Below are 22,435 nucleotides of genomic sequence, written 5' to 3'. Positions count from 1 at the left end.
GCCGCGCACGGGCACCGGTCAGAAGATGAACTCGGCGACCTCCGCCAGGAGTTCGGCCTTGCGCTCGTCGCTGATGAACGAGGCGCGGAAGGAGTTGGCGGCCAGCAGCCGCAGCGTCTCCCGGTCGAGGGCCAGGGCCGCGCGGACGGCGCGGAAGTTGTCCTCGACGTAGCCGCCGAAGTACGCCGGGTCGTCGGAGTTGACGGTGACCAGCAGCCCCGCGTCCAGCATCTCGCGCAGCGGGTGGTCGGCGAGGGTGTCGATGCAGCGCAGGCGCACGTTGGACAGCGGGCACAGGGTCAGCGGGACCTGCTCGCGGACCAGGCGGGCGACCAGCTCGCCGTCCTCCAGGCAGCGCAGGCCGTGGTCGATCCGCTCGACGCCGAGGACGTCCAGCGCCTCGGTGATGTACGAGGCCGGGCCCTCCTCGCCCGCGTGGGCGACCCGGCGCAGCCCGGCATCGGCGGCCCGGCGGTAGACCTCGCGGAACTTCGCGGGCGGGTTGCCGACCTCGGCCGAGTCCAGGCCGATGCCGGCGATCCGGTCGAAGTACGGGCGGGCGGCCTCGAAGGTCTCCAGCGCGGATTCGGCGGACTCGTCCCGCAGGAAGCACATGATCAGCTGGGTGCTGATGCCGTGGCGCTCCTCGCTGCGCGCCAGCGCGGCGGTCAGCCCGGCCACGACCGTGCCGAGCGGCACGCCGCGGACGGTGTGCGCCTGCGGGTCGAAGAAGATCTCCGCGTGCCGCACGCCCTGCTCGGCGGCCCGGGCGAGGTAGGCCTCGGCGAGGTCGGTGAAGTCCTGCTCGGTGCGCAGCACGGCCATCAGCGCGTAGTACAGGTCCAGGAAGGACTGCAGGTCGCTGAAGGAGTACGCGGTGCGCAGCGCCTCGGTGTCGACGTAGGGCAGCTCCACGCCGTTGCGGGCGGCGAGCGCGAAGGCGAGTTCGGGCTCCAGGGTGCCTTCGATGTGCAGGTGGAGTTCGGCCTTGGGAAGCGGCATCTTCGATCTGTCCGAGCTGTCGGGGATGGAATCTGAAGGTAGGGGTGGATTCATCCTATGATCTGGGGTGCTTCGGCGGGTCGGCCGGGCAACTCCCGCAGGGTGCGCAGCGGCGAGAGCAGCGGCGAGAGCAGCGGCAGCACCCCGAAGAGCGCGAGCAGCGCCGTCGTCATCCACATCGTGGCGCGCGTCCCGTGGCCGCACCGAGCAGTTGGACGGTCAGCCCGGCCAGCCCCCGTCCGGCGACCTGGGCGGCGGAGGCGCTGCCCTCCAGCTTGGCGTTCGCCTCGATCAGGTCGGCGGCGGGCACGAGTTCGGGCAGGTAGGCGCGGTAGGACGCGTCGAAGAACACCGCCGCCGTACCGGCGAGGAAGGCGACGGCGAGCAACTGGGCCAGGGTGAGCACGCCGAGCACGGCGGCCAGCGGCACGCTCGCGAAGAGCGTCGCCGAGCCGAGGTTGCAGGCGATCATCACGATCCGCCGGGGAGCCCGACCGACCCAGACCCCGGCGGGCAGGCCGAAGAACAGCCAGGGCAGCCAGACCGTCGCGGTCAGCAGGCCGACCGCGAACGGCCCGGCGTCCAGCGTCAGCACGGCGACCAGCGGCAGGGCGAGCGAGGTGATGCTGCCGCCGAGCTTGCTGACGCTCTCCCCCGCCCACAGCAGCCGGAAGTCCCGGTCGGCCAACAGCCCCCAGCGGGACGGGACTTCGGCCGACAACAGAGTCGTGCTCACGGCTGCGCCGGGACGCTGTGGGCGAAGGCCAGGACGGTCTCGCGCTCGCGGCCGTCCTCGGGCACCGGCCGGTCCGCCCACCGCTGGATCACCGCGTCCAGGTCGGCGGCCAGCTCCCTGGCCTCCTCGGGGGTGAGCCGCAGCCAGCTCTGGGTGGCGATCGCGCAGCCGTCCTGCCACTCGGCCGGGTAGCCGCCGCGCCGCAGCGCCCACTCGCGGACCAGCTCGACCTGGCGCTCCAGGAGGATCGAGCCGGCCGCGTCGGCGACCGCCTCGGCGACCGGGTCGCCGTCGAAGTCGGCCCTGGCCCAGGTGAGTTGCCGGTCGGCGAGGCGCCACCAGCGCTCACGCCGGTTGCGGGCGCGCTCGGGGGCCTCTTCGATCAGGCCGCTCTCGGCGAGCACCTTGAGGTGGTGGCTGACGTTGCCGACCGCCTGCCCGGTGCGCTCGGCGAGCTGCCCGACGGTGGCGGGGCCGCCCACCTTGAGCACGTCGATCAGGCGGCGGCGCAGCGGGTGGGTGAGGGCGGCGAGCACCCGGGAGTCGGAGATCTCCCGGGTGGAGCGCGGGTCGTCCGTGGTGTCGTCCATGACCGGGAGAATACGCACAAGAGCTCTTGTACGACATCTCTTTTACAACTCTTCTTGTCCGAGCGTGCGGGCCCGTCCGGGTGTACCAAGGTGAGTGGGGGGCTTCCCGCCGAGGAGGTACCGAGACATGCGGCACGTCGACGACCCGCACATCCGGCCCGAGGGCGTCTCCCCGCACGCGCTGGGCAACGACACCCTGCTGCACGAGCTGGAGCAGCTGCACCGCACCCGGCACGAGACGTTCCTGTACGGCTCCGAGGACGCGCTCAAGCGGCACACTCTGCGCATGGGACAGCTGGAGGCCGAATACCTGCACCGGTTCCCCAACCGCCTGGTGACCGCCTCCCGCACCCGGGCCGGGGCCCGGGCGCGGGAGGCGGCGGCGCGCGCCGAGTCCCTGCCGGAGTAGGAGAGGGCACGCCCGTACGGCCCGGTGGGACACGCCGGGCCGTATGGGCGTGCCCGGGGGTGGGGCGTCGGGGAGGGTGGGAGACACGCACTGACCCCCGGGAGCCCCGCATGCCCATCGCCAGCGTCAACCCCGCGACCGGCGAGATCCTGCAGACCTTCGAACCGCTCGACGCCGCCGGCACCGAGCAGCGCCTGGCCCGTGCCGAGGCCGCCTTCCACGGCTGGCGCACCACCCCGTTCGCCACCCGCGCCGAACTGCTGCACCGCGCCGCCGACCTGCTCGACCAGGACCGCGAGGCGGTCGCCCGCACCATGACCGAGGAGATGGGCAAGCCGATCGCCGCCGCCCGTGCCGAGGCCGCCAAGTGCGCCAGGGCGATGCGCTGGTACGCCGACCACGCCGAGGCGCTGCTCGCCGACGAGCACCCGGCGCCGGCCGACGTCGCCGACACCGGCGCCTCGCGGGCCTACGTCCGCTACCGCCCGATCGGGCCGGTGCTGGCCGTGATGCCGTGGAACTTCCCGTTCTGGCAGGTGATCCGGTTCGCCGCGCCGGCCCTGATGGCGGGCAACGTCGGCCTGCTCAAGCACGCCTCCAACGTGCCGCGCACCGCGCTGGCGATCGAGGACCTGTTCCGCCGGGCCGGCTTGCCGGAGGGCTGCTTCCAGACCCTGCTGATCGGCTCCGGCGCCGTCGAGGGCGTGATCCGGGACCGCCGGGTCGCCGCCGTCACCCTCACCGGCAGCGAGCCGGCCGGCCGGGCGGTCGCCGCCACGGCGGCCGACGAGGTCAAGAAGTCGGTGCTGGAGCTGGGCGGCAGCGACCCGTTCGTCGTGCTGGCGAGCGCCGACGTGGCCGCGGCGGCCCGCACCGCCGTCACGGCCCGGACGCAGAACAACGGCCAGTCCTGCATCGCCGCCAAGCGGTTCATCGTGCACACCGACGTCTACGACCCGTTCGTCACCGCGTTCACCGCGGCGATGCGGGCGCTGCGGATCGGCGACCCGATGGACGAGGAGACCGACATCGGCCCGCTGGCCAGCCGCCAGGGCAGGGACGACCTGGAGGAACTGGTCGAGGACGCCCGGGTGCACGGCGCCCGGGTGGAGTGCGGCGGCGGGCGGCCGACCGGCTGGGACGACGGCTGGTTCTTCGAGCCGACGGTGCTCACCGGCATCACCCCGGCGATGCGCATCCACCAGGAGGAGACCTTCGGGCCGGTCGCCACCGTCTACCGGGTCGCCGACCTGGAGGAGGCGGTGGCGCTCGCCAACGACACACCGTTCGGGCTCAGTTCCAACGTGTGGACCACGGACGGGGCCGAGCAGGAGCGCTTCGTGCGCGACGTCCAGGCCGGCGGGGTGTTCTTCAACGGGATGACCGCCTCGCACCCGGCGCTGCCGTTCGGCGGGGTCAAGCGCTCAGGGTTCGGCCGGGAGCTGTCCGGGCACGGCATCCGGGAGTTCTGCAACGTCACCACGGTCTGGATCGGCTGAGCACCCCCGGGCCCGCGCGCCGCCGACCGGGTCAGGAGGCCGCCATCCGGTGCCTGCCCCGGCCGGGCGTGGCCCACCGGGCGAGCATCCCGGCCAGGGCGACGAACGTCAGGAACCAGAAGAAGGCCATCAGGCCGATCATCGGATCCCAGTCCACCTGGACGGCGACCATGGCCAGGCCGATCGAGAGCGCGGTCATCACCGTCACGACCGTGGGGCTGAGGCTGAGCAGCCAGTGCCAGGCGCGCTGCGCCGGGCTCCGGCGCGGCGCTTCGGGGCCGGTGTCGAGTTCCTTGTAGGTCAGCAGGTCCATCGGGATCGCCTCCGGTGTTTCGGGGGTTACGGCCGGTTCCGCGCGGGTCAGGAGGCCTTGCGCGGGGACGCGGACTTCCTGGTCGTGGTCTTCGCGGCCGTGGACTTCTTCGCGGTCGTGGACTTCGCGGTCGCGGTCTTCTTCGCCGCGGCGGCCTTCTTCGCCGGGGCGCGCTTGCGCGGGGCGGGCTTCCCGGGCCCGTCCGCCTCGTCGGCCGCGTCGGCCGCGTCGGGCTCCGCCTCCGCGGGCGCGCCGGCCCGCCCGCCCCTGGCCTGCTTGAGGCTGCTGCGCAGCGCCTCCATCAGGTCGATCACGTTGTCCGGCGCCTCGCCGGCCTCCTCCTCGTGCGGCAGCTCGACGCCCTCCAGCCGGGCGCTGACGACCTGCTGCAGCGCCTCCTGGTAGTCGTCGTGCAGCTGGGAGAGGTCGAAGTCCTCGGACAGGGTGTCCATCAGCGAGCGCGCCATCTTCAGCTCCTGCGGCCGGACCGTGACGTCCTCCTCCGGCGCGATGCCCGCCGCCGGGCGCACCTCGTCCGGCCAGATGCAGGTCTGCAGCACCAGCGTGCCCTCGTGGACCCGCAGCACCGCCGGGGACTCCCGGGTGCGCAGCGCGATCTTGGTGACGGCGATCCGCCCGGACTCGACCAGGGCGTCGCGCAGCAGTGCGTACGGCTTGGCGGCGGCCTTGTCGGCCACGCCCACGTAGTAGGCCTTGGAGAACATCAGCGGGTCGATCTCGCCCGCCTCCACGAAGGCCAGCACGTCGATGACCTTCTTGCTGGGCAGCGGCAGGTCGGCCAGGTCCTCGTCGGTGAGGGTGACGGTGCGGCCGTCCGGCGACTCGTAGCCCTTGGCGATCTCCGCGTACGGGATCTCCGCTTCCTCCCGCTCGCAGTACCGCTTCATCCGCACCCGGCCGCCGTCCTTGGCGTGCACCTGGTGCAGCGGGACGTCGTGCTCCTGGGTCGCGGAGTAGAGGTGGACGGGGATGCTGACCAGCCCGAAGCTGATCGTCCCCTTCCAGGTGGTCTGCATGGGGCCGCTCCTGGGAAAGCGCCGAGGTCACCGACAACGCCCCGAGAGTCCCACTGTGCCCGGGTTCGCCCCGATCGGCCACCGGGTCGCCCGCCCGGGCGGCGGCGGGCCGAGAATGGGCCGTGGAGGTCGGTGCGGATGCCCTTCGAGGAGCAGGCCCCGCCGCCGGAGTGGACCGCCTACCTGGTGGTGTACGCGGTGCGGGGCGAGGCCGGGGTGCGGCGGGCCCGGGTCGCGGTGCTGCCCGGGTACTCGCGGGAGGCCGACCTGCCGCGGATCCTGGCGGCGCGGCTGACCGGGCGGCCCGCGGACGCCGCCCGGATCACCGTGCTCGGCCTGACCGCGCTCGACGAGGCCTGACACGGTCGAGAGCCCTGACACGGTCCGAGGCCTGACGCGGTCGACGCGCCCTGGCGGAGCGGGCCGCGGACCGCTCAGCCGCCGGGGCGCAGCACGGACTGCGGGTGGTCGGCGACCGAGCGGCCGTGCAGGTGGCGCAGGTAGTCGTGGGCGTCCGGCAGGGTCTCGACCAGGTTCTGCTGCTGGCGCTTGATCCGCTCGAAGAGCGGTTCGGCGCCGCGCACCGAGTCCGGCCGGTGGGCCAGCACCGGCAGCGGCGCGTCCGGCTCCAGGCCGAGGCCGGCCAGCACGGCGCAGTAGCTGGCGGCCGACCAGAGCCGGCCCGGCTCGGCCGCGCCGCCGTGGTGCGGCCACTGCTCCGGCTGCGGGGCGCCGAGCGGCAGGCCGGCCCGGTAGGCGACGGTCTTGGCCCGCAGGCTGTCCGGGAGGACGACGTCGCGGTGGGCCCGCCAGAACGGGGTGTCGGTGCGCCGGGAGCAGGCGAAGTGGGCCTGGACGAAGTCCCGGGACTCGTCGAACTCGGCGGCCACCTCCCGGTTGAAGCCGTCCAGCACGGCCGGGTGGAAGGCGTCCGCGGGGAAGTGGCGCACCAGTTGGCGCAGCGCGCTCGCGACGAAGTGCAGCGCGGTCGGCTCCAGCGGCTCCAGCAGGCCCGCGCTGGCGCCGATGCCCACGCAGTTGCGCACCCAGGCGCGGCGGGTGCGGCCGGCCCGGAAGGCCGTCTCGCCGACCTCGGCCTGGGCCGGGTCGACGCCCCAGAGGCGGCAGAGCTGTTCGGTGGCCGAGCCGGCGTCCACGAAGGCGCTGGCGTAGACGTAGCTGGACTCGAAGCGGCCGAGCACCGGGACCTTTCCGGCCCAGCCGGCCGGCATCGCGACGACCGTGCTGTACGGCTCGATGCCGTGGGCGTAGTCGTCGTGCGGCAGGCGCACCGTCACCGCGCGGTCGCAGAGCAGCTGGTCGCCGAGGTCGAGGTAAGGCTCGGCCATCACCTGGCGCAGCAGCCGGGAGCGGGGGCCGGAGCAGTCGACGAAGAGGTCCCCGCTCAGGGCCTCGCCGGCCGTGGTGTGGAGCGTCTCCAGGAAGCCGTTGGCGTCGAGTTCGACCCGGGCCAGGGTGCCCGGCACCCGGTGCGCGCCCAGCCGGAGGGTGGCGTGGCGGCGCAGGAAGTCGGTGAAGCTCGCCCGGTCGAGGTGCCAGCCGTAGCGGGTCGCGGGCCGGCCGTCCATCCAGCGGGGGGAGCGCCGGGCGTCCAGCAGGGGCGGTTCGCGGAAGCAGGCGCGGTCGAAGGGCTCGGTCGGCCCGCCGTGGTGGCGGCGGTGGTACCAGTAGTGCGACAGCGGGATCTCGTCGTACTCGGGCAGCAGGCCGTACGGGTGGTAGAAGGCGTCCGTGCCGCCCTCCGGGAGGGCGCGCGGGGCCGGGTCGCCCGGGCCGGGGGTGCGCCAGTTGAGGAACCGCACGGCCGTGCCGAAGGTCGCCTCGGACTCCCGCATCCAGTCGTCCTCGGCGATGCCGAGGGTGCTGAAGAACGAGCGCTGGAGGGTCGGCGGGGCCGCCTCGATGCCGGCGTCGCCGGCCGTCTCCGGCTCCTCCAGGACGGTCACCGAGACGGTGCCCTGCAGGGCCTTGCGGAGGTAGGCCGCGGTCATCCAGCCGGCCGGGCCGCCACCGAGGACGACCACGCTCGAAATGCGGGCCTGCATCTGTGCTCCCTTGTCCGCCGACGCCGATGCCCGACTCAGCGTGCGGGAGGGACCTATAGCAGGGCTATAGCCGTGCCTATATCGGTGGCGCCGCCCTGACGTCGAAATATATGAATTTCATAGCGTTCGGACGGACGCTCGCGAGGCGGGCGGAGAACACCGTTGCGCAATCCGAGCCGGGAGGTCGAAATGAACCAGAACACCGCCCCGAGCTGTCTGCGGCCTGCGGAGCAGGACGGCACCGTGGAAGCCATGGACAGCCTGGAGCGCGAGTTCCGAGAGTGGCTGGAGCAGAACGATCCGGGCGAGCTGAGCGCGCTCCGCAGCCTGGACGGCGGGCACGCCGGCGGCTGCGGCTGATCGGGACCCCCCTCGGCGGCCGGGTCACGGACCGGGCCGCCGAGGGGGTGCGCAACCGGCGCGGGCCGCGCAGGTCAGAGCGCGTAGGCCCGGACCCGCGCCTGAACCGCGGCGGCGACCGCGCCCACCGGGCCCGCGGCCTCGACGGCTTCCGGCCCATCGGCGGCCCCTGGTCCATCGGTGGCCCCGGCGGCTTCCGCGGCTTCTGCGGCTTCCGCGGCCTCCCGGGCGAACAGCCGGACCAGCGGGGCGAAGCGGAACCGCGGCCGCGGCTCCTCCACCACGGTCAGCAGGCGCGCGTCGGCCAGCGCCTCCAACACCTCCTCGGCCGCCTCCTCCCCGGTCTCCAGCAGCAGCGCCGCCTCCCGCGCGGTGAACGTCGCGGCCTCGGCCGGCGCGAGCCGGTGCAGCGCGGCCCGGGCGGCCGGCGCGAGCGCCCGGTGGCTCGGGGCCAGGCTCTGCCGCACGTCCAGCGCGCCGAGCCGCAGTTCGTCCAGCCGGCGCTCGACCGGGGTCAGCCGGTCCGCGAGCGTGGCCGGCGACCAGTGCGGGTGGGCGGCCAGCCGGGCCGCGCAGATCCGCAGCGCGAGCGGCAGCCGGTCGCACAGCTCGACGATCCGGGCCGCCGACGCCGGGTCCGCGGACACCCGGTCCGGGCCGGTGACGGCGGCCAGCAGCTGGTAGGCGTCGGGGAAGTCCAGCGGACCGAGCGTCAGCGCGCGGCTGCCCTCCAGCCCGGCGAGCGGATCGCGGGAGGTGACCACCGTGCGACATCGCTCCGCGCCGGGCAGCAGCGGGCGGACCTGCCCGTCGTCGGCCGCGTCGTCCAGGACCAGCAGCATCCGCCGGCCGGCCAGCCGGCTGCGGAACAGCTGCGCCCGCTCGTCCAGGCCGTCCGGGATCTCCCGGCCGTCCGCGCCGAGCGCCCGCAGCAGCCAACCCAGCACGTCCGCGGGGTTCTTGGGCCGCTCGTCGCGGCCGCGCAGGTCGGCGTACAGCTGGCCGTCCGGGAACTCCGCCCGGGCCAGCCGGGCCGCCCGGACGACCAGCGCCGACTTGCCCGTCCCGCCCGGGCCGGTCACCACGGTGACCGGGGCCGCCGGGCGCGGCAGCCCCTCGGCCCGCTCGGCCGGCACTCTCAACCTGGCGGCCAGCACCGCGAGTTCGTCGGCCCGTCCGGTGAAGTCCGGGGAGTCGGCGGGCAGCATCGCGGGGCGCAGCGAGGTCCACAGCGAGGCCGGCGCGGCCGGGCCCGGCGGGGCCGCCCCGACCACCGGACGCTGCAGCACGGCCGGGGGCGGCTGCGCGGCCGCCGGGCCGGGCAGTTCGTCGCGCAGGATCGCCCGGTGGATCGCCTGCAGGCCGGCGCCCGGGTCCACGCCCAGGTCCTCGGCCAGCAGCAGCCGCCCGTGGTCGTACACGCCGAGCGCGTCGGCCTGCCGGCCGCAGCGGTGCAGGGCCGTCATCAGCTGGCCGCGCAGCCGCTCGCGCACCGGGAACTCGGCGACCAGGCGCAGGAGTTCTGGTACCAGCTCGTCGTGCCGGCCGAGTTCGAGGTCGGCCTCGATCCGGTGCTCCAGGGCGGCCAGCCGCAACTCCTCCAGCCGGGGCGCCTCGCGGTCCGCCAGGTGTTCGGTGGTGCCGGCGAGCGGGGTGCCGCGCCAGTGCGAGAGCGCGGTGCGCAGCAGCACGGCGGCGCGGTCGTGGCGGCCGGCGGCCAGTTCGGCACGGCCCTCCTCGGCGGTGCGCTCGAAGGCGTGCAGGTCGAGGGTGGCCGGGCCGAGGTCCAGCCGGTAGCCGGGGGCCTTGCGGACCAGGGCGACCTGCGGGCCGAGCCGGCCGCGCAGCCGGGACACGTAGGTGTACAGCTGGGCGTTGCGGGTGGCGGGCGGCTCCCAGCCCCAGAGCAGCGCGCTGAGCCGGTCGTCCGGCATCAGCCGGCCGCCCGCGAGCAGCAGGGCCGCGAGGACGGTGCGCTGTTTCGCACCGTCGAGCGGTATCGCCCGGCCGTCGTCCACGACGTCCACCGGACCGAGGATCCGGAACTCCATGTGACACCCCCACCCCGGGTGTGGCGGCCTCGACGAGCGGGCCGCACCCGGACCTTGTCCCCCAGATGGCGCCGACGATACTGATCAGGGTTTTCCCTGCGATGTCGGCCTGATTTCGCTGCGCTGGATCCAACTCGCCTGCGGCGAAACTGAAATGAAAGAGGCCCTGATCGGCCTGCTCGGTTCCCTCGCCGGCACCGCGACCGGGGTGGCCGCGGTGCCGGGTCGGCGGGCGGGCCGGCCTCATGATTCGAGCAACCGCCACAGCGCCTCTGCGCTCACCGTCTCGGCGCCGCGCAGGAGTTCGTCCAGCCGTCTCGCCTTGGCGCTCCAGAACGAAGCGCCGACCTCCTCGAACAGCCGTTCCGCCTCGGTCAGGCAGCCGGCGGCGGCCACCCGGTCGCCGCTCAGCGCCGTCACACAGGCCATCGCCAGCCCCGCCCGGGCGACCAGGAACCGGCCCGGCACCGAGCGGGTGGCCTCCAGGCGGTCGCTCGCCGGGCCGGCGCCGTCCAGGGCCAGCCGGCGGCCGCCCCGGGCGCTGGGCACGTCGTACGGCCGCGGGTGCAGCGCGAGGTTGTGCCGCACCAGGGCCCGGCCGCAGTGCTCGAACAGCCGCAGTGCGACGTCCAGGCGCTCGGTCTCCTCCTCGTGGTAGCGCCACTGGACGATCTCCAGGGTGCCGAGCGGGCCGAGCGCGTGCGGCGCCGGGGTCTGGGCGAGCTCGTCGCCGGTCCGCAGCGCCGCAGCCGGGACGCGCTCGCCGTACAGGCGGCGTTCCAGCGGGCGTTCGCGCTCGCGGTCGAGGCTGGCGCCGGTCATCGCCAGGTCCCAGGCGAGGGCGGCCTCGCCGGACCGGGCGGCCTGCTCGACCGCGCCGACGATCGCGGCGCGCTCGGCCTCGAACCAGCCCGCCGGGTCGGCCAGCAGGTCGGCGACCAGCTGCTCGGGCAGGTGGTGCCGGTGGTCGGGGCCGTCGGCGTCGGGGTGGTCGCCGCCGTGGACGCGCCGGTGCGCCTCCCGGGCCAGGAACAGCCAGCCGCCGAACGCCCGGCGCAGGCCGGCGCGGCGCTCGGCCTCGCCCACCCGCTCCTCGGCGCACTCGTGGGCGAACAGCCGCAGCAGGCCCTTGAAGCGGTAGCGGACCCGGCCGGCGACGGGGCCCGGAAGCACGTCGAGGAGCTGGGCGTCGACCAGCTCCTCGATCAGGTCCTCGGCCTCTAACACCCCGATGTCGAGCAGCGCGGCGCCGGCCCAGGCGGCGAAGTCGGGGACGTTCAGCAGCCCGAGCAGCCGGTACATCCGGGCGGCCCGCTCGGGCAGGTCGCGGTAGCTGAGCCGGAAGACGGCCCGCACCCCGCACTCGTCCGGGCCGAGTTCGTCGAGCCGGCGCTGCCGGTCCTCCAGCCGGGCCACCAGGGTGCGCACCCGCCAGTGCGGCCTGGCGGCGATCCGGGCGGCGGCGATCCGCAGCGCGAGCGGCAGCCGGTCGCACAGGTCGGCGAGCCGGGCGGCCTCGGCGGGCTCGGCGACGATCCGGCCGTCGCCGACCACCCGGTCGAGCAGGGTGACGGCCTCGTCGGGGTGGAGCGCGTCCAGCGGGAGGTGGACGAAGTCGTAGTCGCCGGCCAGTCCGCCCATCGGGGAGCGGCTGGTGATCAGGACGCCGCAGCGGCCGCTGCCGGGCAGCAGCGGGCGGACCTGGGCGACGGAGCGGGCGTTGTCGAGCACCACGAGGACCCGGCGGCCGCCCAGCACGCTGCGGAACAGCGCGCCGCGGTCGGCGAGGTCGGCGGGGATCCGCTCGGCGGGCACCCCGAGGGCGAGCAGGAAGCGCTCCAGCACCGCGCCGGGTGCGGCGGGTTGGTCGCTCTGGTGGAAGCCGCGCAGGTCGGCGAAGAGCTGGCCGTCCGGGAAGCGGGCGGCGACCCGGTGGGCGCAGTGCACGGCCAGCGCCGTCTTGCCGACCCCGCCGATGCCGGTGACCAGGCCGACCGGCACCGCGTCGTGGCCGTCGCGCGCGTCCAGCAGCCGGTCCAGGAAGGAGAGTTCGTCCGCGCGGCCGGTGAACGCGGCGACGTCGGAGGGCAGCTGGGCGGGGCCGGCGGTCGGCGGCGGGGCCGGCGCCGGCTCGGCGGGCGGGACGAGGCGGGGCGAGTCGGCCAGCACCGCCTCGTGCAACTCCCGCAGCGCCGGGCCGGGTTCGATGCCGAGCTCCTCGATCAGCAGCCGGCGCCCCTCCCGGAACGTCTCCAGCGCCTCGGCCCGCCGGCCGCAGCGGTACTGGGCGAGCATCAGCTGCGCCCGGGCCTGCTCGCGCAGCCCGTTCTCCCGGATGAAGGCCGACAACTCGCCGACCAGCTCCCGGTGCTGGCCCAGTTCCAGGCGCAGCGCGGTCAGCTCCTCGTAGGCGTCCAGGCGCAGTTCGGCGAGCCGGGCGGCCCCGGCCTCGACCCGCTCCCCGGCGACGCCCTCCAGCGCGGCGCCGCGCCACATCCCGAGGGCGGTGTCGAGGAGCCCGACCGCCCCGGCGGTGTCGCCGACCCGGGCGGCCTCCCGGGCCCGGGCCGTGCACTCCTCGAACTCGACGGCGTCGATGCGGTGTTCACCGACGAACAGCATGTAGCCGGGGTGCATGGTGACGATCAGGTCGTCGGCGCCGACCGCCGCCTTGAAGGTCTTGCGCAGGCCGGAGACACAGATGGCGATCTGGTTGACGAAGGTGTTCGGCGGGTTGCCGTGCCACACCGCGTCGGCCAGCGCGTCGACCGAGACCACCCGGTTCGCGAAGAGCAGCAGCATCGAGAGGATGGTGCGCTGACGGGCCCCCGCCACCGGCACGGGGGTTCCGTTCGCCTGGACGTCCAGAGCGCCCAGGATCCGGAACACCACCTGCAGCACCAGCCGCCTCCCTCCGGCCGCAGCCCTATCACAATCGAGCGGCGATCTCGTCATCGCCGTCGTTCGTAACAGATTCCTGACGAGCGTCACAAGTCACGCTTCAGGAAGCTGCCATGACAAGCGACCACTGTCCTCTTGCCCGGTGAGCCCGGGTCGGCTATCAGCTGAGCGCCATCCAGGACCCCGGTCTGATCTCCTCGGCGCGCACCCGTTGCCAGGTGGCCGCACGGCCCGGGTCCCGGCCCGCGGCGCGGCCGCCCCCGCGGGCGGCGAGGGCGGCCAGCACACCGGTCAGCACGGCGAGGTCCTCCGGCGAGGGTGCGCCCCGCAGGACGCGCACCGGGGGCGGCACCGCGCGGGCCGGGGCGCCGGTCACAGCGGCGGGTTGCCGTGCTTGCGGGCCGGCAGCAGCGCGTGCTTGGCGCTCAGCATGGCGACCGCGTCGATCAGCACCCGGCGGGTGTCGGCCGGGTCGATGACGTCGTCCACGAGGCCGCGCTCGGCCGCGTAGTACGGGTGCATCAGCTCGGCCGTGTACTCCTTGACCAGCTGCGCGCGGGTCGTGTCCGGGGTGTCCGAGGCGGCGATCTCGCGGCGGAACACCACGTTGGCGGCGCCCTCGGCGCCCATCACGGCGATCTCGTTGGTCGGCCAGGCGAAGGCCAGGTCGGCGCCGATGGAGCGGGAGTCCATCACGATGTAGGCGCCGCCGTAGGCCTTGCGCAGGATCAGCGAGATGCGCGGCACGGTGGCGTTGCAGTACGCGTACAGCAGCTTGGCGCCGTGCCGGATGATGCCGTTGTGCTCCTGGTCGACGCCGGGCAGGAAGCCGGGCACGTCGACCAGGGTCACCAGCGGGACGTTGAAGGCGTCGCACATCTGGACGAAGCGCGCGGCCTTCTCCGAGGAGTGGATGTCCAGCACGCCGGCCAGCGACTGCGGCTGGTTGGCGATGATGCCCACCAGCCGCCCGTCCAGCCGGGCCAGCGCGCAGATCACGCTGGTCGCCCAGCGCTCGTGGACCTCCAGGTACTCGCCGAGGTCGACGACCTCCTCGATCACCTTGCGCATGTCGTACGGGCGGTTGCCGTCGACCGGCACCAGGTCCAGCAGCGCCTCGCAGCGCCGGTCGGCCGGGTCCCCGGTCGGGACGACGGGCGGCGCCTCGCGGTTGTTCTGCGGCAGCAGCGACAGGAGGTAGCGGACCTCCTCGATGCAGGACTGCTCGTCGTCGTAGACGAAGTGTGAGACGCCGGAGACGCCGGCGTGCACGTCCGCGCCGCCGAGGCCGTTCTGGCTGATCTTCTCGCCGGTCACGGCCTGGACGACGTCCGGGCCGGTGATGAACATCTGCGAGGTCTCGCGGACCATGAACACGAAGTCGGTCAGCGCCGGGGAGTAGGCGGCGCCGCCGGCGCACGGGCCGAGCATCACCGAGATCTGCGGGATGACGCCGGAGGCCCTGGTGTTGCGCTGGAAGATGCCGCCGTAGCCGGCCAGCGCCGAGACGCCCTCCTGGATCCGGGCGCCCGCGCCGTCGTTGAGCGACACCAGGGGCGCGCCGGCCGCGATCGCCAGGTCCATCAGCTTGTGGATCTTCTGCGCGTGGGCCTCGCCCAGCGCGCCGCCGAAGATCCGGAAGTCGTGCGCGTACGCGAAGACCTGCCGGCCGTGCACGGTGCCCCAGCCGGTCACCACGCCGTCGGTGTGCGGCTTCTTGGCCTCCAGGCCGAAGCCGGTGGCCCGGTGCCGGCGCAGCTGCTCGACCTCGCGGAACGAGCCCTCGTCGAACAGCAGGTCGAGCCGCTCACGGACGGTCAGTTTGCCCTTGCCGTGCTGCGCTTCGGTCGCGCGGTCCTGGCCACTGAGGACGCCGTCCTTGAGGTTGCGCAGCTCGGCGACCCGGTCCTGCATGGTGGACGCTGAATTCGACACGGACATCCACTCCCTCCGGTTGAGCGCCCCCGGCGGGGGCTCACCGGCCGACTCTAGGAACGGGTCGGTGGTCACCGCGAGGAATCTGGCCCGGATATGTCCCGATCGTGCCATGGTCGCAATTCCGTTCCGGGTCACCGCGGGCCCCGATCGCCGATGTGTCAGCTACCGGACAGCGTCGAATCCGACTTCCGGCCACTTCCCCGCACCCCTCGCGAGGTGGGAGGCTGGCGGACCGAGCCGAACTCCACGGCCGATCTCCACCCCCCGCACCGGGATGCGCACGACGCGCGGGAAAGCCGCGCCGAAATGCCGGCCCTGAGCGCGTGTCCGGGAAACCGCGACGCCCCGGCCGATCCGATCGGAGCACAAGCCGACAATCGGGACACACGGCCCGCCCGGCACGGGATTCGGTGATGATGGCAGCGGGGGGAGGTGCGTCGCGGGGTGTCCGCTCCCCCGTTCACCGCCCAGGCGGCCGGCCGCTCCCGCGCGGCCGGCCGCGGCCCGACCGTTCGAGAGAAAGGAGGTACGGCCCGCCCCGCCGCCGCCCGGGACAGGCCGTACGTCGCTCATGCAGCTGGCTCTGCTACTGGTCCTGTCCGTCGTCGTGCCGCTGGTCTGCGTCGCGGCGCTCGCCACCGTGGTCCGGCGTCTGCTGGGGCTCCGGATCGGCCACACCCGCGCGATCCTGACCGCCCTGGTCGGCCTGGCGGCGGCCGCGGCGATCGGCGCGGCGATGGGCGACTCCCGGCGCGGCCCGATGGTGACCGTCCAGATCAGCCTCGCCGTCCTGTCCGCGATGATGTTCCTCGCGCTGTCCGAGGTGGTCCTGCCCAGCGGTTCGATCTCCGGTGTGGTCCGCTGGCCGCACGCCTTCCGCCGGCGGCTGGCCCGCACCCGGCGCTACACCGAGCTGAGCCGGATCGCGATGCGGCACGGGCTGGGCCGCTGGCTGCGCTCGCGCAACCGCACCGGGCCGCAGGCCGCGGTGGAGCGGGCCGCGCTGGCGGTGTCGCTGCGGATGGCGCTGGAGGAGGCCGGGGCGACCTTCATCAAGATGGGCCAGCTGCTGTCCACCCGGTACGACCTGCTGCCGCCCGAGTTCGTCGAGGAGCTGACCCGGCTCCAGCACCAGGTCCCGCCCGAGCCGTGGCAGGAGATCGAACGGGTGCTGACCGAGGAGCTGGGCCGGGCGCCCGGCGAGGTGTTCGCCGAGTTCGACCCGGAGCCGATGGCCGCCGCCTCGATCGCGCAGGTGCACCGGGCCCGGCTGCACTCCGGCGAGCAGGTGGTCGTGAAGGTGCAGCGGCCCGGCGCGCGGGCCACCGTGCAGCGGGACCTGGACATCCTGTTCCGGATCAGCCGCAAGCTGGCGGAGCACACCGAGTGGGGCCGCACGGTCGGCGCCATGGAGCTCGCCGAGGGCTTCGCCCGGTCGCTGCACGAGGAGTTGGACTTCCGGGTGGAGGCCCGTAACACCACCGCCGTCCGGGCCGGCATCGCGCGCTCGGCCACGGCCTCCGCCGTGGTGCTGCCGGACGTGCACGAGGAGTTCTCCACCCAGCGGGTCCTGATACTCACCTGGATGGACGGGCTGACCCTGGGCGGCGCCGGGGCCCCGCCGCCGGGCGAGGAGACCGCGCGCGAGGAACTGGCCCAGCAGCTGCTGGAGTGCATGTTCGAACAGATCATGTTCGGCGGGGTGTTCCACTCCGACCCGCACCCCGGCAACATCATGCTGCTCGCGGACGGCCGGCTCGGGCTGCTCGACTTCGGCTCGGTCGGGCGGGTCGACCGGGTGCTGCGGACCTCGCTGCGCAACCTGCTGCTGGCCATCCACCGCACCGACCCGGTGGCGCTGTGCGACGCGCTGCTCGAACTCGTCGAGCACGCCGAGGAGATCGACGAGACGAAGCTGGAGCGGGCGCTCGGCCGGTTCATGGCCCGGCACCTGACGCCGGGTGTGCGGCCGGACCGTGAGATGTTCGCCGACCTCTTCCTGCTGGTCGCCAGGCACGGCCTCACCTGCCCGCCGGAGATCGCCGCCGCCTTCCGCGCGCTGGCCACCCTGGAGGGCTCGATGGAGCTGCTGGTGCCCGGGTTCGACATCATCTCCCGGGCCAAGGGCTTCGCGAAGACCCAGGTGCAGCGCAAGCTCACCCCCGCCTCGATGGCCGAGACCGTGATCGAGGAGGCGCTGGCGATGGCCCCGATGCTGCGCCGGCTGCCCCGCCGGGTGGAGCGGATCACCAGCTCGCTGGAGCACGGCCGGCTCGGCGTGCAGGTCCGCTTCCTCGCGGACGAACGGGACCGCCGGTTCGTCCGCACGCTCGTGCACGAGGTGCTGCTCACCTTCATCGGCGCCGTGCTCGGCCTGATCGGGGTGCTGCTGCTCGGCACCAAGGGCGGTCCGGTGCTCGGGCACTCGCTGCAGCTGTTCCAGCTGCTCGGCTACAACCTGCTGGTCATCGCCAGCGTGCTCGCGCTGCGGGTGGTGTTCTCGATCTTCCGCTCGCAGCGCTGACGACCCGCAGCACGGCGCGGCCGCCCGCCGCGAGGGGACGGGCGGCCGCGCCGCGTGCCGGGACTACTGCGGCCTGCGCTCCCGGGCGTAGGCCTCCACGATCTCGGCGACGTAGTCGGCCAGGCCCGTGCGGAAGGCCTCGAAGCGGGCGTACGGCTCCGGGTAGGCCACGTAGAACCGGCCCATCTCGATGTAGAGGTCGAAGTCGACCGGCCACACCTCCGCGATCCAGCCGTGGTGCTCCGCGAGGGTGTCCAGCGCGCGCGGGTCGTCCGGCGCCGCCTTCTCGTCGAAGAGGGTGATCAGCTTGGTGATGGTGCGGTCCCAGCACCCCTTGACGTACGCCTCCTCCTCCGGGGAGAGCTCCTTCTCCTCGATGCTCATGCGGTGTTCCTCTCCTCGATGTGGTGCTCGTTGACGGCGGACTGCGGTGAGGTGCTCAGCGCTCCGGCCGGAAGGTCACCGGCAGGGTGCTGTAGCCGAACAGGAAGTTGGAGTAGACCCGGCTGGCCGGCCCCGCCTGCTCGACCTCGGCGACCTGCGCGCGCAGCCCGTCCAGCAGGGCCTTCAGCTCCTCGCGGCCGAGGAAGGCGCCCAGGCAGAAGTGCGGGCCGTAGCCGAAGGTGACGTGCTTGTTGGGGGTGCGGGCGAGGTCGAAGGCCTGCGGGTCGGCGAAGACCTGCTCGTCGAAGTTGGCGGAGGTGTTCCAGAGCGTGACGATGTCCCCGGCGGCGATCCGGTGGCCGCCGATCTCCTGGTCGACCAGGGCGCGGCGGCCGAAGTGCATCGCCGGGGTGGTCCAGCGCAGGATCTCCTCCGCCGTGCTCTCCACGCCGACCTTGCCGCTCTTGAACGCCCGCCACTGGTCCGGGTGCTGGACGAAGGCGAGGACGGCGCCGATCGAGGCCATCCGGCTCGACTCGTCGCCGCCCAGGATGAGGCTGTAGCAGTTGAAGACGATCTCGTCCTCGCTGAGCGGCACGCCGCCCACGGACCCGGTGGCGAGCGCGCTGATCACGTCGTCGCCGGGGTTGCGGCGGCGGGCCTTGGCGAGGTCGGAGAAGTACAGCAGGATCTCGTTGCGGGCCAGCCAGGCCTCGTCGGCCGTGCCGTCCGCGCTGTCCGCGCTGAGCACCTGCTTGTTCCAGTCCAGCAGCATCTGGCGGTCCTGCGGCGGCACCGCCATCAGGTCGCAGATGGTCCCCATCGGGATGTGCTCGGCGACCTCGGCGGCGTAGTCGAAGGTGCCCTTGGCGAGCGCCCGGGCCAGCAGGTCGGTGGTGCGGATGCGGACCTGCTCCACCACGTACGAGAGGGCGCGCGGCGAGAAGGACCGCAGCATCAGGTTGCGGATCTCCCGGTGGCGCGGGCCGTCGGTGACGGCGAGCATCTTGCCGCCGGCCGAGTCGCCGCCCTGCAGCAGGGTGGAGAGCACGTTGCCGCGCTCGGAGGTGAAGCGCTGGTTGTCCTTGTAGACGGACATCACGTCGTGGTAGCGGGTCAGCGCCCAGAAGGCGGGCAGTTCCGCGGTCGCGCGGTGCAGGTGGACCGGGCGCTCGGCGCGGAACTGCCGCCAGAGGGCGAACAGGTCGGTGTCGACGAAGGTCCGCGGATCGGTGAGGTCGACGGCGTCCAGGTCGAACCCGGACGCGGTGCTGAGTGCGGTCATCAGTGGTGTCTTTCCGAAGAGTCGGGCCGGGCTACCCGGCGGCGGCCAGACGGCGGCGGGCGGCCCGCAGCCACTCCCGGCGGATGACTCCGCTGGGCAGCCGGATCACCGTCCAGTACCGGCGGAAGCGGCGGCGGGTGACCGGGTCGGTGCTCACCACCCGGGTCTCGGTGAGCAGTTCGCCGTTTACGCAGCGGAAGTTGAAGGCCACCTTGTAGTGGCCCGGCCGGTCGAAGTCGCGGAAGCCGCGGGCGGGGTCCTCGCCGAGGTCGGCGACCCCGTTGCCGGGGCCGGTGACCGTGGCGGCGGCACCGACGACCAGTTCCTCGGGCGAGCGGTGCAGCACGCTGAAGCCGCCGGCGATCATCGCGTCCAGGAACGGGCGCGCGGTCTGGCCGCGCTTGGCGTTGATCGAACCGAAGTTCATGAGCAGGCGGAACACCGGGACGTCCCGCCACTCGACCGCCTCGACGGCCGCGATGGCCGCGGTGGCGTCCGGCGCCGGCCTCGTCCGGACGGCCAGCCGGTGCCGCTCGCGGTGATCCCATACCGGCAGCAGACGGTCCAACTCCATGGTGCCACTCCTGTTCTGTGACGGGCGCCGCGGGGTCGCCGCGGCGCCCGGAGGGGTGCCGGTCCGGCTAGGACGCCGCGGCGCCGTAGCCGAGCGGGCAACCGGTCGCGTCCGGCTCGGACCCGGTGTCCGCGAGGACGTCCGGCACGGCGCCGGCTCTGGCGTCGTGCAGCTCCGGGAAGAACCACTGCCCCAGAGTCTGCCGCAGGAACTCCGCGCCGGCACTGCCGCCCGTGCCGGGCTTGGCGCCCAACACCCGTACCACCAGCAGCCAGTGGCGGTAGCGCCACTGGTGGAAGGCGGCGTCGAAGTCCAGCAGGTCCTCCGCCAGCTCGCGCAGCTCGTCCGGCGCCAGGCCGGGGACGAACAGCTCGTCGACACCCAGCCCCTGACGCTCCAGCAGCGCGGTGAACGCCTCCCGCAGCGACGGCTCGGTGAAGCGCCGGTTCAGCCGCTCGCGCTCGGCCTCCGTGGAGCCCGGCAGCCGCAGGTGGCGACGGTCGCGCAGCCCGGAGATCATCTCCAGCTCGCGGAACTGCGCCGACTGGAAACCGCTGGACTCCCCCAGCGCGCCGCGGAACTCGTTGAACCCCTCGGGGGTCATCGTGCCCAGCACGTCCATCTGGACGATCCACAGCCGGACCATCTCCCGCACCCGGCGCAGGCCCCACCGGGCCGGACCGGTGCGGCCCTCGTCCATGGCGGCCCGCACCTGCTCCAACTCGTGCAGCGCGCAGGCGAACCAGACCTCGAAGGCCTGGTGGGTGACGATGAACAGGAGCTCGTCGTGGGCCTCGGTGCGCGGGCGCTGCAGCTCCAGCAGGCCCGCCACCTCCAGGTAGCTCCCGTAGCTGAGCGGGGCCTCCGGGGCGGCCGTGGCGCCGCCTGCCGGGCCGGGTTTCGGTTCGGTCATCATCTCGGACATCGGATCTCCCCCATCGAGTCTCAAGAATGCGTCAACGCGCAACGGCCGTCCGGTACTTGCGGACGGCCAGCGGCGCCACCAGGGCGAACAGCAGGACCATCCAGAGCAGGCTCAGCAGGACCGGGTGCTGGGCGGGGAAGGCGTCGGCGTTGGGCGCGGCCTGCGGGTTGCCCCACAGGTCACGGCACCCCCCGATGACCGCGCTCAGCGGGTTCCACTCGCCGATCACGGCCAGCCAGTGCGGCAGGCCGGTGAGCGGGATGTAGGCATTGGACAGGAACATCATCGGCATCAGCAGCACGTTCGGCACCGAGGAGGCGGTCTCCGCGCTGCCCGTCGTCAGCCCGATCAGCGCGCCGAGCCAGGACATCACCAGGCCGAAGAGCAGCAGCAGCCCGAATCCGGCCACCACCGACAGGACGCCGGTGTGGGTCCGCCAGCCGATCGCCAGGCCGACCGCCGCCATCGCCAGGCAGCTGACCGCGCGCAGCGCGGTGTCCCCGACCGTCCGGCCGAGCAGCACCGCCGCACCGGACATCGGCAGCGAGCGGAACCGGTCGGTCAGGCCGTTGCGCAGGTCCTCGACGATGCCGACCGCGGTGCTCTGGACGGCCGTCATGACGCCCATCGCGAAGATGCCCGCCATGATGTACTCGTGGTAGCCGCCGTTCGGGACGTCGATCACGCTGCCGAACAGCAGCCCGAACAGCAGCACGAAGATCATCGGCACCACGGTCGCCTCGACCAGCTTGTCGGGCGTGCGCATCAGGTGCCGCAGGTGCCGCTCGACGCACACCGTGCCATCGGCGATTACACCGGCCATGTCAGGCTCCGTTCCGTGTGGTCGCGCGGTCCTTCGTCGGCCGATCGCCGCCGTCCGCCTCGGCGGCGGGCCGGCCGCCCTGGCCGGTGAGGGTGAGGAACACCTCGTCCAGCGAGGGCCGGCGCAGCGCGAAGTCCACGAGCGCCACGCCCTGGCGGGCCAACTCGGCCGCGACGACGGCCAGGTCGTCCGTTCCGCCGGAGATCCGGACGGACGCGCTGCGCCCGTCCTCGGAGGCCGTCGGCGCCTCGCCGGACAGCCCGGCCAGCGCCGCCAGCACGGTCGGCAGGTGCTCCGGGTCGACCGGCCGCACGTCCAGGCGCTCGCCGCCGACCTTCTGCTTCAGTTCGTCCGAGGTGCCCTCGGCGACCACCTGGCCGGTGTCCACCACCATGATCCGGTCGGCCAGTTGGTCGGCCTCCTCCAGGTACTGGGTGGTGAGCAGGATGGTGACGCCGGCCGCCACCTGCTCCCGGATCATCGCCCAGAGCACGAGCCGGCTGGCCGGGTCCAGGCCGGTGGTGGGCTCGTCGAGGAAGAGCACCTTCGGGTCGGCGACCAGGCTGGCGGCCAGGTCGAGCCGGCGGCGCATGCCGCCGGAGTAGGTGCCGGTCCTGCGACCGGCCGCCTCGGTCAGTTCGAAGCGCTCCAGCAGCTCGTCCGCGCGCCGGCCCGCGGCGGCCCGGCCGATCCCCTGCAGCCGGCCGACCATCTGCAGGTTCTCCCGGCCGGTCAGCACCTCGTCCACCGCGGCGTACTGGCCGGTCAGGCCGATGCTGCGCTGGACGTCCCGGCGCTGGGTGCGGACGTCGTAGCCGGCCACCTCGGCGGTGCCCTCGTCCGCGTCCAGCAGCGTGGCCAGGATCCGGACGGTGGTGGTCTTGCCCGCCCCGTTCGGCCCGAGGACGCCGAGCACGGTCCCCGCCGGGACGGTCAGGTCGACCCCGCGCAACGCCTCGTGGTCGCCGTACCGCTTCCGCAGGCCGACGGCCCTGATCGCTGTCTCCATGCCTCTCCT

At 73.8% G+C, this 22,435-nt stretch carries 22 protein-coding genes; 5 read left to right on the top strand and 17 right to left on the bottom strand.

All coding sequences use genetic code 11. The features are described from left to right. Positions 1-18: 18 nt before the first annotated feature. The 4 genes from ACPC54_RS08960 to ACPC54_RS08945 are packed head-to-tail and all read right to left on the bottom strand — an operon-like array spanning position 19 to position 2,328. Entirely contained in the window at positions 19-1,002 is a 984-nt protein-coding gene (locus ACPC54_RS08960) for an adenosine deaminase (RefSeq protein ID WP_498962799.1), read from the bottom strand. Positions 1,003-1,052: 50 nt separating this feature from the next. Further along, positions 1,053-1,175 carry a hypothetical protein gene (locus tag ACPC54_RS08955; RefSeq protein ID WP_498962797.1) on the bottom strand — a complete coding sequence of 41 codons (123 nt, stop codon included), beginning with the start codon at positions 1,173-1,175 and terminating at the stop codon, positions 1,053-1,055. Continuing rightward, complete coding sequence (locus tag ACPC54_RS08950) at positions 1,172-1,738, bottom strand: MFS transporter (protein ID WP_498962795.1); 567 nt, start codon at positions 1,736-1,738, stop codon at positions 1,172-1,174. Before ACPC54_RS08950 ends, ACPC54_RS08955 begins: the two co-directional genes overlap by 4 nt. Continuing rightward, a complete protein-coding gene (locus tag ACPC54_RS08945) occupies positions 1,735-2,328 on the bottom strand; it encodes an ArsR/SmtB family transcription factor (RefSeq protein ID WP_498962793.1) in 594 nt (197 codons plus the stop codon). Before ACPC54_RS08945 ends, ACPC54_RS08950 begins: the two co-directional genes overlap by 4 nt. Before the next feature lie 127 nt (positions 2,329-2,455). Here ACPC54_RS08945 and ACPC54_RS08940 point away from each other — a divergent pair, with 127 nt between their 5' ends. Both ACPC54_RS08940 and ACPC54_RS08935 read left to right on the top strand, forming a co-directional pair. Then, a complete protein-coding gene (locus tag ACPC54_RS08940; protein WP_498962791.1) occupies positions 2,456-2,737 on the top strand; it encodes a DUF6158 family protein in 282 nt (93 codons plus the stop codon). Between the two features lie 110 nt (positions 2,738-2,847). Continuing rightward, the gene (locus ACPC54_RS08935) at positions 2,848-4,236 is read left to right on the top strand and encodes an NADP-dependent succinic semialdehyde dehydrogenase (protein WP_498962789.1); all 1,389 of its coding nucleotides are present in this window, start codon (positions 2,848-2,850) and stop codon (positions 4,234-4,236) included. Between the two features lie 31 nt (positions 4,237-4,267). Here ACPC54_RS08935 and ACPC54_RS08930 read toward each other — a convergent pair whose 3' ends face one another. Further along, positions 4,268-4,549 carry a hypothetical protein gene (locus tag ACPC54_RS08930; RefSeq protein ID WP_498962787.1) on the bottom strand — a complete coding sequence of 94 codons (282 nt, stop codon included), beginning with the start codon at positions 4,547-4,549 and terminating at the stop codon, positions 4,268-4,270. Between the two features lie 47 nt (positions 4,550-4,596). After that, the gene (gene ku / locus ACPC54_RS08925) at positions 4,597-5,586 is read right to left on the bottom strand and encodes a non-homologous end joining protein Ku (RefSeq protein WP_498962785.1); all 990 of its coding nucleotides are present in this window, start codon (positions 5,584-5,586) and stop codon (positions 4,597-4,599) included. Positions 5,587-5,724: 138 nt separating this feature from the next. On the opposite strand from ku, the gene ACPC54_RS08920 reads away from it, so the two are divergent. After that, entirely contained in the window at positions 5,725-5,946 is a 222-nt protein-coding gene (locus ACPC54_RS08920; protein ID WP_498962783.1) for a hypothetical protein, read from the top strand. Between the two features lie 74 nt (positions 5,947-6,020). On the opposite strand, the gene ACPC54_RS08915 is transcribed toward ACPC54_RS08920, so the two are convergent. Next, complete coding sequence (locus ACPC54_RS08915; RefSeq protein ID WP_498962781.1) at positions 6,021-7,652, bottom strand: tryptophan halogenase family protein; 1,632 nt, start codon at positions 7,650-7,652, stop codon at positions 6,021-6,023. A gap of 189 nt (positions 7,653-7,841) precedes the next feature. Between ACPC54_RS08915 and ACPC54_RS08910 the strand changes: the two genes are divergently transcribed. Next, on the top strand, positions 7,842-8,012 hold the full coding sequence (locus tag ACPC54_RS08910) for a hypothetical protein (RefSeq protein ID WP_498962779.1): 171 nt from the start codon (positions 7,842-7,844) through the stop codon (positions 8,010-8,012). Positions 8,013-8,086: 74 nt separating this feature from the next. On the opposite strand, the gene ACPC54_RS08905 is transcribed toward ACPC54_RS08910, so the two are convergent. From ACPC54_RS08905 to ACPC54_RS08890, 4 genes are all read right to left on the bottom strand, one after another. Next, a complete protein-coding gene (locus ACPC54_RS08905) occupies positions 8,087-10,063 on the bottom strand; it encodes an AfsR/SARP family transcriptional regulator (protein WP_498962777.1) in 1,977 nt (658 codons plus the stop codon). A gap of 243 nt (positions 10,064-10,306) precedes the next feature. Next, positions 10,307-12,964, bottom strand: a complete 2,658-nt coding sequence (locus ACPC54_RS08900) for an AfsR/SARP family transcriptional regulator (protein ID WP_498962775.1) — start codon at positions 12,962-12,964, stop codon at positions 10,307-10,309. Between the two features lie 160 nt (positions 12,965-13,124). After that, positions 13,125-13,340, bottom strand: a complete 216-nt coding sequence (locus ACPC54_RS08895; protein WP_498962773.1) for an acyl-CoA carboxylase epsilon subunit — start codon at positions 13,338-13,340, stop codon at positions 13,125-13,127. Continuing rightward, on the bottom strand, positions 13,337-14,878 hold the full coding sequence (locus tag ACPC54_RS08890; protein ID WP_498963206.1) for an acyl-CoA carboxylase subunit beta: 1,542 nt from the start codon (positions 14,876-14,878) through the stop codon (positions 13,337-13,339). Before ACPC54_RS08890 ends, ACPC54_RS08895 begins: the two co-directional genes overlap by 4 nt. 595 nt (positions 14,879-15,473) lie before the next feature. On the opposite strand from ACPC54_RS08890, the gene ACPC54_RS08885 reads away from it, so the two are divergent. Continuing rightward, positions 15,474-17,426, top strand: a complete 1,953-nt coding sequence (locus ACPC54_RS08885; RefSeq protein WP_498962771.1) for an ABC1 kinase family protein — start codon at positions 15,474-15,476, stop codon at positions 17,424-17,426. Between the two features lie 63 nt (positions 17,427-17,489). Here the strand turns inward: ACPC54_RS08885 and ACPC54_RS08880 are convergent, their stop codons facing one another. From ACPC54_RS08880 to ACPC54_RS08855, 6 genes are all read right to left on the bottom strand, one after another. After that, a complete protein-coding gene (locus ACPC54_RS08880) occupies positions 17,490-17,810 on the bottom strand; it encodes a TipAS antibiotic-recognition domain-containing protein (RefSeq protein WP_498962769.1) in 321 nt (106 codons plus the stop codon). 55 nt (positions 17,811-17,865) lie between these two features. Beyond that, positions 17,866-19,095 carry a cytochrome P450 gene (locus ACPC54_RS08875; RefSeq protein ID WP_498962767.1) on the bottom strand — a complete coding sequence of 410 codons (1,230 nt, stop codon included), beginning with the start codon at positions 19,093-19,095 and terminating at the stop codon, positions 17,866-17,868. Between the two features lie 31 nt (positions 19,096-19,126). Continuing rightward, complete coding sequence (locus tag ACPC54_RS08870; RefSeq protein WP_498962766.1) at positions 19,127-19,669, bottom strand: hypothetical protein; 543 nt, start codon at positions 19,667-19,669, stop codon at positions 19,127-19,129. Positions 19,670-19,736: 67 nt separating this feature from the next. Beyond that, positions 19,737-20,594, bottom strand: coding sequence for a tryptophan 2,3-dioxygenase (locus ACPC54_RS08865; RefSeq protein ID WP_498962764.1), 858 nt, complete (start codon positions 20,592-20,594; stop codon positions 19,737-19,739). A 31-nt stretch (positions 20,595-20,625) separates the two neighbouring features. Further along, the gene (locus tag ACPC54_RS08860; protein ID WP_498962762.1) at positions 20,626-21,417 is read right to left on the bottom strand and encodes an ABC transporter permease; all 792 of its coding nucleotides are present in this window, start codon (positions 21,415-21,417) and stop codon (positions 20,626-20,628) included. A 1-nt stretch (position 21,418) separates the two neighbouring features. Beyond that, the gene (locus ACPC54_RS08855; protein WP_498962760.1) at positions 21,419-22,426 is read right to left on the bottom strand and encodes an ATP-binding cassette domain-containing protein; all 1,008 of its coding nucleotides are present in this window, start codon (positions 22,424-22,426) and stop codon (positions 21,419-21,421) included. Positions 22,427-22,435 lie beyond the last annotated feature (9 nt).

This window comes from Kitasatospora sp. NPDC094028, assembly GCF_049543595.1.
Classification (GTDB): domain Bacteria; phylum Actinomycetota; class Actinomycetes; order Streptomycetales; family Streptomycetaceae; genus Kitasatospora.
The sequence above is the reverse complement of the archived record's forward strand: the minus strand, read 5'-3'. Positions and strand labels throughout refer to the sequence as shown.

Bases quoted from the DNA above. Each gene is read 5' to 3' on its own strand.
- ACPC54_RS08960 (WP_498962799.1), bottom strand. From the start codon at position 1,002: ATGCCGCTTCCCAAGGCCGAACTCCACCTGCACATCGAAGGCACCCTG.
- ACPC54_RS08875 (WP_498962767.1), bottom strand. From the start codon at position 19,095: ATGACCGCACTCAGCACCGCGTCCGGGTTCGACCTGGACGCCGTCGAC.
- ACPC54_RS08890 (WP_498963206.1), bottom strand. From the start codon at position 14,878: ATGCAGGACCGGGTCGCCGAGCTGCGCAACCTCAAGGACGGCGTCCTC.
- ACPC54_RS08885 (WP_498962771.1), top strand. From the start codon at position 15,474: ATGCAGCTGGCTCTGCTACTGGTCCTGTCCGTCGTCGTGCCGCTGGTC.
- ACPC54_RS08855 (WP_498962760.1), bottom strand. From the start codon at position 22,426: ATGGAGACAGCGATCAGGGCCGTCGGCCTGCGGAAGCGGTACGGCGAC.
- ACPC54_RS08880 (WP_498962769.1), bottom strand. From the start codon at position 17,810: ATGAGCATCGAGGAGAAGGAGCTCTCCCCGGAGGAGGAGGCGTACGTC.
- ACPC54_RS08940 (WP_498962791.1), top strand. From the start codon at position 2,456: ATGCGGCACGTCGACGACCCGCACATCCGGCCCGAGGGCGTCTCCCCG.
- ACPC54_RS08920 (WP_498962783.1), top strand. From the start codon at position 5,725: ATGCCCTTCGAGGAGCAGGCCCCGCCGCCGGAGTGGACCGCCTACCTG.
- ACPC54_RS08930 (WP_498962787.1), bottom strand. From the start codon at position 4,549: ATGGACCTGCTGACCTACAAGGAACTCGACACCGGCCCCGAAGCGCCG.
- ACPC54_RS08955 (WP_498962797.1), bottom strand. From the start codon at position 1,175: ATGACGACGGCGCTGCTCGCGCTCTTCGGGGTGCTGCCGCTGCTCTCG.
- ACPC54_RS08915 (WP_498962781.1), bottom strand. From the start codon at position 7,652: ATGCAGGCCCGCATTTCGAGCGTGGTCGTCCTCGGTGGCGGCCCGGCC.
- ACPC54_RS08935 (WP_498962789.1), top strand. From the start codon at position 2,848: ATGCCCATCGCCAGCGTCAACCCCGCGACCGGCGAGATCCTGCAGACC.
- ACPC54_RS08860 (WP_498962762.1), bottom strand. From the start codon at position 21,417: ATGGCCGGTGTAATCGCCGATGGCACGGTGTGCGTCGAGCGGCACCTG.
- ku (WP_498962785.1), bottom strand. From the start codon at position 5,586: ATGCAGACCACCTGGAAGGGGACGATCAGCTTCGGGCTGGTCAGCATC.
- ACPC54_RS08905 (WP_498962777.1), bottom strand. From the start codon at position 10,063: ATGGAGTTCCGGATCCTCGGTCCGGTGGACGTCGTGGACGACGGCCGG.
- ACPC54_RS08865 (WP_498962764.1), bottom strand. From the start codon at position 20,594: ATGTCCGAGATGATGACCGAACCGAAACCCGGCCCGGCAGGCGGCGCC.
- ACPC54_RS08945 (WP_498962793.1), bottom strand. From the start codon at position 2,328: ATGGACGACACCACGGACGACCCGCGCTCCACCCGGGAGATCTCCGAC.
- ACPC54_RS08870 (WP_498962766.1), bottom strand. From the start codon at position 19,669: ATGGAGTTGGACCGTCTGCTGCCGGTATGGGATCACCGCGAGCGGCAC.
- ACPC54_RS08910 (WP_498962779.1), top strand. From the start codon at position 7,842: ATGAACCAGAACACCGCCCCGAGCTGTCTGCGGCCTGCGGAGCAGGAC.